General features: G+C 36.9%; 13 protein-coding genes. 7 read left to right on the top strand and 6 right to left on the bottom strand.

Annotated features, from left to right (window positions below):
* Positions 1–450 precede the first annotated feature (450 nt).
* A complete protein-coding gene (locus tag EKM66_RS07940) occupies positions 451–948 on the bottom strand; it encodes a GNAT family N-acetyltransferase (RefSeq protein WP_125763387.1) in 498 nt (165 codons plus the stop codon).
* A gap of 124 nt (positions 949–1,072) precedes the next feature.
* The gene (locus EKM66_RS07945; protein WP_125763389.1) at positions 1,073–1,891 is read right to left on the bottom strand and encodes a metallophosphoesterase family protein; all 819 of its coding nucleotides are present in this window, start codon (positions 1,889–1,891) and stop codon (positions 1,073–1,075) included.
* Positions 1,892–2,000: 109 nt separating this feature from the next.
* Between EKM66_RS07945 and EKM66_RS07950 the strand changes: the two genes are divergently transcribed.
* The 5 genes from EKM66_RS07950 (at position 2,001) to EKM66_RS07970 (ending at position 7,280) form a co-directional block, all read left to right on the top strand.
* Entirely contained in the window at positions 2,001–2,996 is a 996-nt protein-coding gene (locus tag EKM66_RS07950) for a LytTR family transcriptional regulator DNA-binding domain-containing protein (protein WP_125763391.1), read from the top strand.
* Positions 2,997–3,108: 112 nt separating this feature from the next.
* Positions 3,109–3,963, top strand: a complete 855-nt coding sequence (locus EKM66_RS07955; RefSeq protein ID WP_125763393.1) for an ABC transporter ATP-binding protein — start codon at positions 3,109–3,111, stop codon at positions 3,961–3,963.
* Positions 3,960–4,682, top strand: coding sequence for an ABC transporter permease (locus tag EKM66_RS07960; RefSeq protein ID WP_225426574.1), 723 nt, complete (start codon positions 3,960–3,962; stop codon positions 4,680–4,682). The genes EKM66_RS07955 and EKM66_RS07960 overlap by 4 nt, the downstream gene beginning before the upstream one ends.
* Positions 4,683–4,847: 165 nt before the next feature.
* Positions 4,848–6,023: a cation:proton antiporter gene (locus EKM66_RS07965; RefSeq protein WP_125763396.1), complete on the top strand. Its 1,176-nt coding sequence runs from the start codon at positions 4,848–4,850 to the stop codon at positions 6,021–6,023.
* A gap of 21 nt (positions 6,024–6,044) precedes the next feature.
* Positions 6,045–7,280 carry a DUF389 domain-containing protein gene (locus tag EKM66_RS07970; RefSeq protein WP_225426575.1) on the top strand — a complete coding sequence of 412 codons (1,236 nt, stop codon included), beginning with the start codon at positions 6,045–6,047 and terminating at the stop codon, positions 7,278–7,280.
* A gap of 120 nt (positions 7,281–7,400) precedes the next feature.
* Here EKM66_RS07970 and EKM66_RS07975 read toward each other — a convergent pair whose 3' ends face one another.
* The gene (locus tag EKM66_RS07975) at positions 7,401–7,727 is read right to left on the bottom strand and encodes a DUF2200 domain-containing protein (RefSeq protein ID WP_404811462.1); all 327 of its coding nucleotides are present in this window, start codon (positions 7,725–7,727) and stop codon (positions 7,401–7,403) included.
* Positions 7,728–7,888: 161 nt separating this feature from the next.
* Here EKM66_RS07975 and EKM66_RS07980 point away from each other — a divergent pair, with 161 nt between their 5' ends.
* The gene (locus EKM66_RS07980) at positions 7,889–9,106 is read left to right on the top strand and encodes an ArgE/DapE family deacylase (RefSeq protein ID WP_125763400.1); all 1,218 of its coding nucleotides are present in this window, start codon (positions 7,889–7,891) and stop codon (positions 9,104–9,106) included.
* A gap of 239 nt (positions 9,107–9,345) precedes the next feature.
* Here EKM66_RS07980 and EKM66_RS07985 read toward each other — a convergent pair whose 3' ends face one another.
* From EKM66_RS07985 to EKM66_RS07995, 3 genes are all read right to left on the bottom strand, one after another.
* Positions 9,346–9,993, bottom strand: coding sequence for a nitroreductase family protein (locus tag EKM66_RS07985; RefSeq protein WP_125763402.1), 648 nt, complete (start codon positions 9,991–9,993; stop codon positions 9,346–9,348).
* 108 nt (positions 9,994–10,101) lie between these two features.
* Positions 10,102–11,529: a C69 family dipeptidase gene (locus tag EKM66_RS07990; protein ID WP_125763404.1), complete on the bottom strand. Its 1,428-nt coding sequence runs from the start codon at positions 11,527–11,529 to the stop codon at positions 10,102–10,104.
* A gap of 260 nt (positions 11,530–11,789) precedes the next feature.
* Positions 11,790–12,371: a peptidylprolyl isomerase gene (locus EKM66_RS07995; RefSeq protein ID WP_125763406.1), complete on the bottom strand. Its 582-nt coding sequence runs from the start codon at positions 12,369–12,371 to the stop codon at positions 11,790–11,792.
* Positions 12,372–12,957: 586 nt separating this feature from the next.
* Here EKM66_RS07995 and EKM66_RS08000 point away from each other — a divergent pair.
* Positions 12,958–13,173, top strand: a complete 216-nt coding sequence (locus tag EKM66_RS08000) for a hypothetical protein (RefSeq protein ID WP_125763408.1) — start codon at positions 12,958–12,960, stop codon at positions 13,171–13,173.
* The last annotated feature ends 5 nt before the right edge of the window (positions 13,174–13,178 follow it).

A 13,178-nucleotide genomic window follows, 5' to 3' on the forward strand; every position in this document is an offset into this window, starting at 1 on the left:
TTTTAAAATAATTTTTCAACGACTATCAAGTTGGAAGCTCTCAAGTCGTTGTCGCCGTTGCTCTGTCGCAACAACAAGTAATATCTTACTATTGGAATATCATCATTGCAAGTGTTTTTAAAAACTTTTTTCAATTTTCTTAAAAAGAGATTTGAATTCAAACATTTGCTTTTCAATATTCAAGTAATATTGTACAGAAACCTACTATAGTATGTCAACGATTCAAGTAACATCTACCAGTTCAATTTTCGTGCCACAAGTACTCGACACTTTTTTGAATGATTGCTGATAATGGTACTCCCTAGTACAGATCAATACAACAAAAAGACATCTTCTAGATAGAAACACCATTCAAAATATCTATTCTTGTACAGAGTTATGAAACACCTTTGAACCTGTATCTGGCATATTATTCAAAATATCCATACCTTCTGTACTAATATCAATCCCTTACTGGTCAACGAGCTTCTTTTGCATCCAAACAATGTCATACCAAGTATCGAATTTGAATCCAACTTTCTTGAACGTACCTACTAACTCGTACCCCATTCTCTCGTGGAACCTTATGCTACTAGTATTCTGTTCTGTGATGCATGCCAGAATGTTAACTATTTTTTGCTGCAGCAATTTCTGTTCCAGTTCATGATACAGCATCTTTCCAATACCCTGACCTCTAAACTGACTATCAACATAGATACTAATCTCTACTGTCCAGTTATACGCATCCCTAGAATTATAAGTATCAGCATATGCATATCCGACTACTTTGCCAGCATCTTCAGCCACTAAATACGGATATTTTTTCGATATGCTTTTTATTCTTGAAACAAATTCTTCTATAGTAGGAACTTCGTATTCAAAAGTTATCGCAGTATCCAATACATATGGCGCATAAATTCCTAGTAGTACTTGTGCATCCTCTTCTGTTACTGGCCTTATCTCAGTCATATGGCAATCTCCTAACTCAAAAAGCGTCACGTATCTATATCCTAATAAGGACTAAGATTCCGTGACGCTTCTTTATTATGATTGGCTTTTATTTTAGTCTAAGGAATCCCATCCCGCAACAATCTTATTCTTTACACCAGCCAGTATGAGTAATCGGTACTTGATTGATAATATCATGATGCGTCAATAAATAACGAGTCTCTACTCCCACTCTATCATCTTCCAAAGTAATAATGTCGTAGCACGTCGAATCCATAACCAAATGATTATGATGATTATCGCAATTAATGTGATAAGCACTTGAATCAGCGGCACTATATAGAATATTGTCCTGCTCAAATGTATCTCCGAAATGAATATGTCCTGAAAGAACTGCTCTGACATTAGTACCCTTGATAGTTTCTACAAATTCCCGACTATTTTGAAGAATACTATAACGCATGTGTCGTAAAGATGGTCCATCGATAGGATGATGAATGAATATCAAAGAAGAGTTCTTTGTACTATTGTTCAATTCATGCTGCAACCATGATAATTGGGTCGAGTCGATCTCACCTTGTTCAAGATCACCTAACTTGCTATCCAAAAAGAAAATATCACACTCATTTGTTGAAATACTATAGTAGTACTTGTCGCGTGGCTCTTCTTTCAAATATCCACGATAAAATGCCTCTGTACGATCATGATTACCAAGAATTACATAAACCGGCAGTTTAAGTTTGTTACTTTGATAATCTATAATGTCGTGCAGCTTCCGATAATCAAATTCAATGCCTTCATGAACCAAATCACCACTTATTACAATAAGGTCAGGTTTGTCTGCCATTATCTCAACGTCTTGAAAGACATTTTGCAGCTTCAAATATGGATCAACTCTCTGATGATTGGCTGGTCGAGCATCCCGCGGAGTTAAATGGGTATCAGTAATCTGAACTATTTTCATTTCTATCGTCCCCCGACAATTTTGTAACTAAATAATATCGAACAGACGTATAAAAACTATATAATTAATGTAACAATTGTGTAAATTTTAGAAAGTGAGTTAATATACGATGGCAATGATCTCAATGACCAACGTGACAAAACAAATAGCTGGGAAAAATATCTTAAAGAATGTCAGCTTAAGTCTTGATGCCAATTCCCAAATTGGTATCAAAATGGCTCCAGCTGAAAGTAAGATACTATTCCAACTAATATCTAAAAGAATGCAACCATCAAGCGGGACTATCACTACAAATACTAATAACATTCTCTACGAACTTAGTAATGATGGACTGTATGATAATTTGACTGTCAAAAAGTATCTAACCTTATTCAACAAAATAGGTACCACTAATAAAAACATCTCAGACTACTTACAGGAATTCTCAATTGCTGATATTTGGAACGTTAAGATCAAGAAACTAAGCATTGATCAAAAAAAACGTGTCAGCTTGTTGAGAATGTTCATTCTATCTCCAGAACTATTACTGATTGAGAGTCCATTGGCTAATTTGAGTGACGGCGGCATCGAACTATACTTACGAGCCATGAAATTTGTCAAAGATTCTGGAATCACTATCTTGACGACTTCTCATTATATAGAAGAATTATTATTGCTTGGCACTGATGTCTATCGCTATAACGCCAAAGTTGGATTGGAGAAAACTGATATTTCTGAAGAATCTGATTTTGAGGATGATAATAGTAATACTGATAAATTCCAACCTCAAAACGTCTTCAAAGTTGCCTGCAAGCTTGCAGACAAGACCATATTCTTTAGCCCAGACGAAATTGACTTCATCGAAAGTATCAACTCCGTTAGTAATATTCGCATTGGCGAAGACTACTATCCATCTGCTCTAACTCTGAATGAATTGGAAGAAAAATTAGCACACTTTGGATTCTATCGATGCCATCGATCATATCTCGTAAACTTACAGCGGATCTCAGAACTAATTAGTTACTCCAGGAATAGCTATACCCTGGTACTTAAAGGACCAGCGAAAGAAAAGCTTCCATTATCTCGTGTAAAGGTGGAAGAATTACGCCAATTAATCGAAGCATAACGGTCCAATAACGCACAACTCGGAGATTGCCTGACACAGTTGGGCAATTTTTTAATACAATCATTGGCTCCCCTTTTAATATTAATCTCGTAAACAAGAAAAGGAGAACGCAATGACACAACCAGATATAATTACAGTTGAGCACATATCTAAGTATTTCAAAAATCAAGACGCTCTAAAGGATTTGAGCTTCTCAATTAAATCAGGAGAAATATTCGGTTTATTAGGACCTTCTGGAGCTGGCAAAACTACTACTATTAAAATATTGACTGGACAGCTTAAACAAACCAATGGATCAGCATCGGTACTAGGAGTACCTATTGAAGAAATCAACGAAAGTATTTATGAACAAATTGGCATCGTTTCTCATAACAGTGGTTTATATGACAAACTATCCGTTTATAAGAATCTAGAGATATTCACCAGAATATTGAACGTACCAAAGGCTAGAATTAACAAAATCCTTAAACAGGTTGGATTGCTATCAGACAGAAAGAAAATTGCCGGCAAATTATCACAAGGAATGCGTCAAAGATTGATTCTGGCTAGAGCTGTACTTCATCAGCCAAAAGTATTATTCCTAGATGAACCGACTAGTGGCTTAGATCCAAGTACACAAATTGAAATCCATCGTTTGATCATGGAATTACGGGACAACGGCACAGCGGTCTTCCTAACAACTCATAATATGGAAGAAGCCGATAAACTATGTGATCATTTGGCACTATTAAATGATGGAAAAATTGTAGAAACTGGTACGCCACGAGATATACGTTTAAGACACAACAAGAAGAAGCAATATAAAGTTCTACTAAAAAATAATCAAGAACTGACATTAACACAATCTGAAGAAACAACTCAAAAAATCAATTGGTGGATGACTAGCAACGAACTAGTAACCATTCATTCATGTGAACCAACATTGGAAACAGTCTTCATCGAAGTAACCGGGAGGAAATTAATTTGAAATTATCAATTAGAAAAATCAACGCTATTTTTCAGCTAAAGATCCAATCTATCTTCACCAATATGTCAGTCATGGTTGCGCCAATACTAGCAATTGGATTTGTATTGATCATGAAACTATCTATGCCTAAAATGGTGGCAACTGGTGCATTTCTTCTGGGATTTGGAGTATTATTCAATGCTATCATGGGCGGAATTATGATGGGAAGTTACCCACTAGCAGAAGAAAAAGAAAAAAATACCCTGCGAGTACTAATGACATCATCAGTCAATGGAGCCGAGTTTATTATTGGCAGTATTCTGCCGTCAATACTTATTATATTCATCATAAATATAATTTTAGTTCCGGTCGCTGGCATTCCCATCAACAAGATTGAATGGCCCATCTATCTTATTTATACAACATTGAGTGGATTAATCAGTATTTTGATTGGATATATCGTCGGTATTTACTCCAAGAATCAAATGCAGGCTGGAAATCTCAGTATGCCGATCTTATTGATTTTCACGATGACACCAATGTTTCAAATGATCAATAAGACTGTCGCCCACATTGCATCCTTCACATACTCTGGTACTATTATTGATTTCATCAACGATATGTTACTGAAGGGATATTCACTTAATTTCAAGAATATTGCCATTCTTAGTGTTTGGACAATCGCTGGAATTGTATTTTTCATCTACGCCTACACTAAGCACGGACTTGATTCTGAATAGGCTTAGAACTATACGCGCAAAAAGAATTATGTTACTCTGTAAAAAATAGATATTGTACGATCGGTTGGCGAAAGCTTCAAGGTAATTTCCTCTCAGGGGTGTGAGAGGGGTTATTTTGGAGTTTTTTTTTGCCGAAATTTTTATTTAAAAGGAGATTTTTAATATATGGGCTTTTTAGGCGTATTAGTTATAATTTTGATCACAACGACTATCGTTGGTCACTACTCTTCCAGAATAGGAATTCCTGCTGTTATTGGACAGCTACTAGTAGGAATTGTTTTAGGACCAGCAATTCTGAATTGGGTAAGGCCGTCCGAATTCATTCACGTATTCTCAGAAATGGGTGTAATTATTTTGATGTTTATCGCCGGTATCGAAAGTGACCTGAAGCTTCTCAAAAAATATCTCAAGCCTAGTATTCTAGTGGCAATTCTTGGAGTTATCGTTCCTGTTGTACTAACTTACGGACTAGGAATAATGTTTAACCTCGGATTCAAAGAGAGTCTCTTCATCAGTGTTATTTTTGCCGCAACTTCTGTTTCTATCTCTGTAGCGGTACTCAAAGAAATGAACGTACTAAACGGAAAAGCTGGAGCCACAATTTTAGGGGCTGCCGTAGTTGATGATATTTTAGCAGTAATAATCTTAAGCGTTATGGTTAGTCTTCTCGGTGAAGGTAAAGAATCATCTAGTGGTACTTCTTTGGTGATGACATTTGCCATGCAATTACTATTTTTCATCGCAATTTATTTTGTGGTTAAATTCTTAGCTCCTTACATGGCCAAAATCGGTGAAAAGCTGTTTGTTCCAGTAGGACCAACTATCATGGCCCTGATTCTCTGTTTTGGAATGGCTTATTTGGCTGACTTGATTGGCCTTAGTTCTGTTGTTGGTGCCTTCTTCGCCGGAATCGCAATTTCTCAGACTAAAGTCTTGGAAGAAGTGGATCACAGTATTGAGCCAATTGGTTATGCTATTTTTATCCCAGTATTTTTTGTCAGTATTGGGCTAAATATGACTCTGAACGGAATTCAGCATGATCTATGGTTTATTATTATTTTGACGATTATCGCAATCTTGTCTAAACTTGTTGGTGCCGGGTTAGGTGCTCGTTTATCCAAATTCACATTTGCGGAATCATATATGGTCGGTGCTGGAATGGTATCACGTGGAGAAATGGCATTGATCATTGCTCAAATCGGATATCAATCCAAATTGATCTCATCAGATTATTATTCAGCTATAATTTCTGCAATAATTCTGACAACCTTGTTGGCCCCCTTCTTATTGAAGCATGCCGCAAAATTGTCACCGCAAATTCCAAAAGACCTCAACCGGTAATACTAATCCTTTGGAGTAATTATGAATCAACCATCAGAAGAAGAATCTGAATTACGTATCGACACGATCGATGCCAGTGTTAGAGCTGATCTGAAGCTAGACTGGTCTAACTTTGCTATACTTTTTTGTTCCATTATCATCGCTAGTGTAGGTTTGAATATGAACTCAAGCCCAGTAATAATCGGTGCTATGCTAATATCACCAATTATGGCGCCAATTACTGGGATTGGATATAGCATCGGTAGTGGTTACACCCGCTTGCTGCGAAAATCCGTCACTATCTTTGTTATTGAATTGTCCATCGGTATAGTTGCGTCATCTCTGTATTTCACTCTGTCTCCAATGAAAGAAGCTAGTGAACAATTAATGAATCGAACATCCCCTACACTTTGGGACGTTCTAATTGCCTTCTTTGGTGGAATTGCAGGAATTATCGCTGCATCCAAAAAAACACCAGGAAATATTCTTCCTGGTGTCGCAATTGCCACAGCCTTAATGCCACCACTTTGTACCGTGGGCTATGGAATTAGTCAAGGAAACTGGTCAATCATCGGTGGAGCTGCCTACTTGTTCTTGATCAACGCCTTTTTCATCGCACTATCCGCTTTGTTAGGAACAATCATTTTCCGACTACAAAGTGGACAGAAACTAGACCTTCCTTTAAAAAATCGTATTTTCACAATTGCCTTGGCCATTATCATCATCATTCCAAGTATGATCTCTGCCAGTTCAATCGTTAAACAATCATATGTGGAAGCTCAATTAGATCAATTTGTGACCGCAGAATTAGGTAGTGTTTATGTTACTAAAAAAGACGTCAGTGATAACAAAATCACTCTGTCAGTTATTGGAAATTCTATTAATAAAACTCGTTTGAAATCTCTAAACAATGATTTGAATGAGTATCATCTTGGCGGATACTCACTAAAAATAAATCAACTGACTAATGGCGATTACATTACCACCGACGCCTTTAATAAGTATGTTAAAGAACAAAATAATGTAAAAACTACGTCTGGAGACAATGAATCTAGCTTAGGAAAGTTGCAAGATAAGCTTATGTCAGCAAAATATAACGACGATATTAAGGATGTTTATGTTGGCAATATGAAAGATAGTTCTGATGAGAAACACAAAGTAGTCTTCGTTAAGTTAACTGACGATGGTAAAAATGATAAGGATAATCTTGATAAGCAAATTCAAAAGCTTGTTAAGAAGACTATTTCTGATTCTGACGTTACTGTTATTTATAATTAGTTAATTTTTGATCTCCGACTAGTTTAGATTCATTAATACTAAAATCACTGAGAACCTCCTATTCGCAAATTGAATTGGAGGCTCTTCTTATATAGGACAAATATTATTATAGGTCCTGTATTATTTTCTCAAAATCTTGTCCATAGACTTACCCTTGGCCACTTCATCAACCAATTTATCCAAATAACGAAGTTTTTGCATGAGTGGATCTTCGATATTCTCTACTCTTATTCCACAAATAACACCGGTAATTAACTTAGCGTTGGGATTCATCTTTGGTGCTTGGTCATAGAATTCTTGCATCGTCACATCAGAGGCAATTTGCTTTTGCAACAAAGTTTCATCATATCCCGTCAACCATTCAATCACTTGATCAACCTCTGCTTTGGTATGGTTTTTACGTTCAACTTTTTGAATATACATTGGGTATATCTTGCTAAAGGGCATTTTGAATACTCGATCGTTTACCACCGCGTTATTCCTCCACTTTTTTAACTAAAGTATACATGAAGCATAACCATATCTATACAAAAACAACTTTTAATTAAATACTGCTGTAAGTATACTGTAAGCGAATACAATTAATTTCATAAAGGAGCTTAACCGTTATGACAAACGAAGAGAAATTGGCAGTTTTCAAGAAATTAGTAAGTATTAATTCCATCAACGATAACGAAAATGATGTGGCAAAGTATCTGAAAACGTTGTTTGATCAAGCTGACATTGAATGCAAGATTATTCCTGTCACTGGGAATCGTTCTAACCTGATTGCTGAAATTGGTAGTGGCAAACCTATTCTAGTTGTATCTGGTCACATGGATACTGTCGACGTGGATACCGACAATTGGAACACGGATCCATTCACTCTGACAGCTGACGGTGACGACTTATATGGTCGTGGTGCCACAGACATGAAAGGTGGTTTAGCTGCAATTGTTATTGCGATGATTGAATTAAAACAATCAAATACACCTATCAATGGGACAATCAGATTCCTAGCTACCCTTGGTGAAGAGGTCGGTCAATTGGGTGCCGAAAAGTTGACGGAGCAAGGATATATGAATGATGTGGACGGACTATTGATTGGTGAACCAGCTGGATATCGTGCTGTTTACGCCAACAAAGGTGAACTAGATATTACGCTGAATTCCGTTGGTAAAGCTGCCCATAGTTCGATGCCAAATCTCGGCATCAATGCCGTGGAGAATCTGATTCACATTATCAACAATATTTCGAATACTATGACTGCTAAGACCAAAGATATTACCAATGATGTTCTTGGTGGAACTATTTTTAACATCGATATTTTCCACGGCGGTTCACAAATCAACGCTATTCCCGGTTCCGCATCTGCCGGTATCAATATTAGAACTATTCCTGAGTTCAATAATGATGACATTCTCCAAACAATTTCAGAATGTGTTGATGATTTCAACTCAAATAATAACGGTGAAATAACCTACACAGTGGATATGAATATTATTCCTGTTCTGGGTGATCCTAATTCCAAACTTATCAAGTTGGTTAAAGAAATCGGAAATAAACACTTCGCTAAAGTTCATTACAGTGAAGCTGACATTCAAAAAGGTAAAATGATTGAAAAACTAGTGGGACTGCCCTTCTCCAGCACAGAAATTCTAACTATGGGAGTATCTGGTGGTACTGATGCTTCTAAGTTTTTGATCGATAAGCCCGTTGGTGCAAACTATATTGTCTTTGGTCCTGGTAATGATACTTCTCATAAAGATAATGAGAATGTTTCTAAAGCTATGTATTATGATTTCATTGAAATGTACAAAGAAATTTTCACTGAATATTTCGAATAATTGACTACACCGATTGATTTCGATGTTTTTTTGTATTAAAAAAGCTGCGGGGTGGTTGCCCTGCAGCTTTTGTTTTAAATTTGGTTGAAGCGAATTACCGCTTTGCTCTACTCTCTTCCTAAACGCGCTTATGAAGGTCAACTCCCTGTGCTTACTACGACTAGCAACTGTGACACTACGTGTCACAATTGCTAGTCTAGGTAATGCTCAGGAGTTACCGACCTTCAACGCGCTCTGATCTACATAAAATCTGTAACGTCATCAACTGAGTAACGTACTGACTTAGTAAACTCACCATCTGGTTTACCAATTGCAACGGCTGTAACTGGAATATAGCGGTCACCGTCCAAACCAAATGTTGGTGCTACTTTGGCGAAGTCATAACCTGACATTGGGTTAGCCTCATATCCATGTGCACGAGCAATCAATAGCAATTGCATTGCAATCATACTGCCGTCAATTGTTGCATCCTTTTCCAAGAATGAACGATCGGCATGTTCGTACAATGGCAAGAATGTCTTGAAGACTTTATCACGCATCTCAGGCGTGATTTGTCCATTCTCACAAGCTTTGTTCCAAACATCACGATATTTATAATGTGATTGTGTGTCGCCTAGTACAAAAATAACGGCTGAACTAGTATCTGTTTGTGCGTAATTGAATGGCATCATAACTGAATGTGCCTTCTCTTTGCCCTCTTCATTGTCACAAACAACGAAGTGCCATGATTGAAGGTTACATGCTGAAGGAGCTGTTGTAGCTTCTTCCAACATTTCAGAGATCTCTTCACGAGAAATCTTCACATCAGTCTTAAATTTTCTATATGAGTGACGATTCATCATAATATCAGAAAAATCGTTATTAACTAAATTCTTTGTAGCATCCATGAAAGTACCCCCAATAAATATTATTATTTCAATTTACTTCACAAGTTAATAATATCACTAAAGCGCTTTCTAACAAATGAAACTAAGTAAAATCAGGACTTTTACTTACTATAAATTCTGACCTTTTTCCCAAGTAGTATTTGAAAGCATCAAGCCCTTCTTGACTATTTCATCGAATAACTTGTGTGTACGTCCAGAAATTTCAGTTGCTGTCTCAAGATTATTCTTTGTTAACAATTCTGACATGTCACCAGTAAATCTGACAGCTTCTTCATCAGTAGCTTCCACACGTTGACGAGCATATGATTGGCAGCCATCTAAGTATGCATGAACCATATCTGAATATTCATGATAATGTGGCTCGATCATAACTGACAAAGTCTTTTCTAACCAGTAAACGTTATTTACGTCTACATCATTAGTTGTATTCTTATAATCTTCTGGTGTATCAGTAATATTCGTATAGAAAGGTACATAAGGGCTGTAGGCGAAGAATCCCATAGCTAACCATTGAACAGCAGCATATTTATCATCAACATCATTTCTGATTTGAAGAATTGAAGAAGCTTGGTTACGATCCATTGCGATTGAACGGAATTGACGTTGTTCTTCAGCTGTACCAGATGCAAATGTGCCAAATGGATCAAACTTCGTTCCATTATAGTGTGAAGACAGGAATGCTTCCACGTCTTCAATAGCAATCTTCTTGCTTGGTTTACGCAACAATGGCATATCTTGAGCAGTTGGATCTTGTTCAATTTCAGGATTAAACATTTTTTGACCATACCATGTACGTGGTGTGTTGTAATACGCATCAGCTTCACTTTGAGTACCAAAAATCTCACGGAAGTTGAATTGACCAGGTTGTGGATTCAAATGGTGTTTTTCAACGAATTCTACTAAATCAGTGGCAACCAAGAAGTTATCAGTATCATTGACATCAACATCTTGCATAACAGTCTGATTAGGAACGATTGCATATGTATCTTCTGGCAAACGCATTGCTGCCCAGTGGTGACCACCGGCAGTTTCTAGTAGCCAAATTTCATCCTTATCATTGAAAGCAATACTGTTACATTCACCAGTACCGTACTTTTCCAACAATGCACCTAGACGAATTGCTCCTTCTTTAGCACTCTTAACGTATGGCAATACCAAAGTCAGCATAGCTTCTTCATCAATACCATCGTGAACTAAAGGATCGTAGCCTAGTACACGAGCATTAGTAGCAGTTGTCTCAGTTGAACTCATACCAACGTTGTATTCATTGATACCAGCTTCTTCATATTGTCCATCGCTTTGGTCAGCTTGTGGTGTAGCAGTGTAACGATAAGCGTGATCAGGTAGCGGTACTTTAACACCTGTAGTTATAGAAACATATTCGGCATTCTTTTGATCTTTTGCTTCATGAGCAACAAATTTAATCGGATTGATTGGACCATAACCGTCTTCATTACGGGCGACAATAGTGGAACCATCCATACTAGCAGCCTTACCAACTAGAATTTCAGTACAATCAGAACTTGTATTTTTCATTTCATTCACTCCCTCTTTGATAACAAGTATAGGAGTAGATGCACATTTAAACCACCCACTTTATTACAAAATTTATAATTAACTCTACAAATATATCCAGAGCATAACTATCATATTGGTTAAACTTTTAGCGTAAACGTGTTACAAGACACAACTTTTTTGCTTAAACCAAATAGGAGGCGTAATCCAAAATTGGATTACACCCCCTATTTACCTTAATGATCGAAAGTTGAACGTGTTTGTCCTAATCTCTCAATTAATTATTTAGCTACTTCAACAGTTTCCATAACAACATCCTCGTTAGGCTTGTCATTACGATCACGTTTTACTTTAGCAATTTCTTTAACAACATCCATACCATCGATTACTTGACCAAAAACGGTATGTCTGTGATCCAACCAAGGTGTACCACCATTCTTGTATGCAGCAATGATTTCCTCTGGATAACCAGCTGGTGCCATTTGCTTGATCATACGCTTAGGCACGTTTTGGTTAGAAACAATGAAGAATTGGCTTCCATTAGTGTTAGGACCAGCATTTGCCATTGATAGAGCACCGTCTAGATTGAATAATTGATCTGAAAATTCATCTTCAAAGGCGTCGCCATAAATACTCTCGCCACCCATACCAGTTCCAGTTGGGTCACCACCTTGAATCATGAAATCAGGAATTACACGGTGAAAGATCACGCCATTGTAATAACCTTTTTCTGCTAATTCAACGAAGTTCTTAACTGTCTTAGGTACTAGCTCGTCAAACAATTGAATTTTGATGTCGCCATGATTTGTTTTGATAGTAACTTTTGTTCCTAATGCATTTTCTAAATCTAATTGTGGATACATTTATTTATTCCTTCCGAAGTAAAATCTCATATTTTTATCGTAATTTTAATTATACCAACTAATGGTTGGAATGATTAGTATTATGTTTTTTTGTCGCTTACGGTCAAAAGCAATTAGTCTGCTGTGATTACCGCCTACGATAAAAAATAATCTGTCTGCTGTGGGACCGGCTTCAGCCAAGGTCTGAAGCTCTCGATTTTGAACTCTGCATAAACCGCAGATTTCAAAAGTCGTCCTGTGCTGTACGAACGGCAAACCACCGTTCTACGGCACCTATCACAGCTGACTGATTATTTTTTATCTCCGGCTCATATTCAACTTACTAACTCTTAATTCTGTAATTATTGCAATAATATTTGATCAATTCATTCAGAATACATTAGCTGGAGATTACAAAATATTTTATCAGCCGTGAAGGTGGCGAAGCCACAGGACGAGTTTTAAGATTTGCGAACTACGCAAAGCTTAAAGTCGAGGTGAGAGACCTTGGCTCGAACCGGTCCCACGGTAGATGAAATATTTTGTAACCGGAAGCGGCAAAAAAACACTAATCACAACTTATATTTAGATAGGAGTTCTTTTCAAAATGCATTCTTTAGAAATAGTGAACCACGATATTCAAAATGACGATTTGTTAAAAATCTATGCAAATGGTCACAATAATTTTACCAACGAATTACGACTTAAGGCCGCAATTGCCTTAATCAAATCATTATCTGATCTCGATTACACTACCCAGGAAGAATATGATTCTTACGTCAAATTGTGTAGTGACTTAAAAGAATCGGTCAAGTATCTATAGATATT

The organism is Companilactobacillus hulinensis (genome assembly GCF_003946555.1).
Lineage (GTDB): Bacteria > Bacillota > Bacilli > Lactobacillales > Lactobacillaceae > Companilactobacillus > Companilactobacillus hulinensis.

Excerpts from the sequence above, each read along its gene's own strand:
- EKM66_RS07995 (WP_125763406.1), bottom strand. The coding sequence starts at position 12,371 with ATGTATCCACAATTAGATTTAGAAAATGCATTAGGAACAAAAGTTACT.
- EKM66_RS07970 (WP_225426575.1), top strand. The coding sequence starts at position 6,045 with ATGAATCAACCATCAGAAGAAGAATCTGAATTACGTATCGACACGATC.
- EKM66_RS08000 (WP_125763408.1), top strand. The coding sequence starts at position 12,958 with ATGCATTCTTTAGAAATAGTGAACCACGATATTCAAAATGACGATTTG.
- EKM66_RS07985 (WP_125763402.1), bottom strand. The coding sequence starts at position 9,993 with ATGGATGCTACAAAGAATTTAGTTAATAACGATTTTTCTGATATTATG.
- EKM66_RS07980 (WP_125763400.1), top strand. The coding sequence starts at position 7,889 with ATGACAAACGAAGAGAAATTGGCAGTTTTCAAGAAATTAGTAAGTATT.
- EKM66_RS07940 (WP_125763387.1), bottom strand. The coding sequence starts at position 948 with ATGACTGAGATAAGGCCAGTAACAGAAGAGGATGCACAAGTACTACTA.
- EKM66_RS07990 (WP_125763404.1), bottom strand. The coding sequence starts at position 11,529 with ATGAAAAATACAAGTTCTGATTGTACTGAAATTCTAGTTGGTAAGGCT.
- EKM66_RS07945 (WP_125763389.1), bottom strand. The coding sequence starts at position 1,891 with ATGAAAATAGTTCAGATTACTGATACCCATTTAACTCCGCGGGATGCT.
- EKM66_RS07965 (WP_125763396.1), top strand. The coding sequence starts at position 4,848 with ATGGGCTTTTTAGGCGTATTAGTTATAATTTTGATCACAACGACTATC.
- EKM66_RS07975 (WP_404811462.1), bottom strand. The coding sequence starts at position 7,727 with ATGCCCTTTAGCAAGATATACCCAATGTATATTCAAAAAGTTGAACGT.
- EKM66_RS07955 (WP_125763393.1), top strand. The coding sequence starts at position 3,109 with ATGACACAACCAGATATAATTACAGTTGAGCACATATCTAAGTATTTC.
- EKM66_RS07950 (WP_125763391.1), top strand. The coding sequence starts at position 2,001 with ATGGCAATGATCTCAATGACCAACGTGACAAAACAAATAGCTGGGAAA.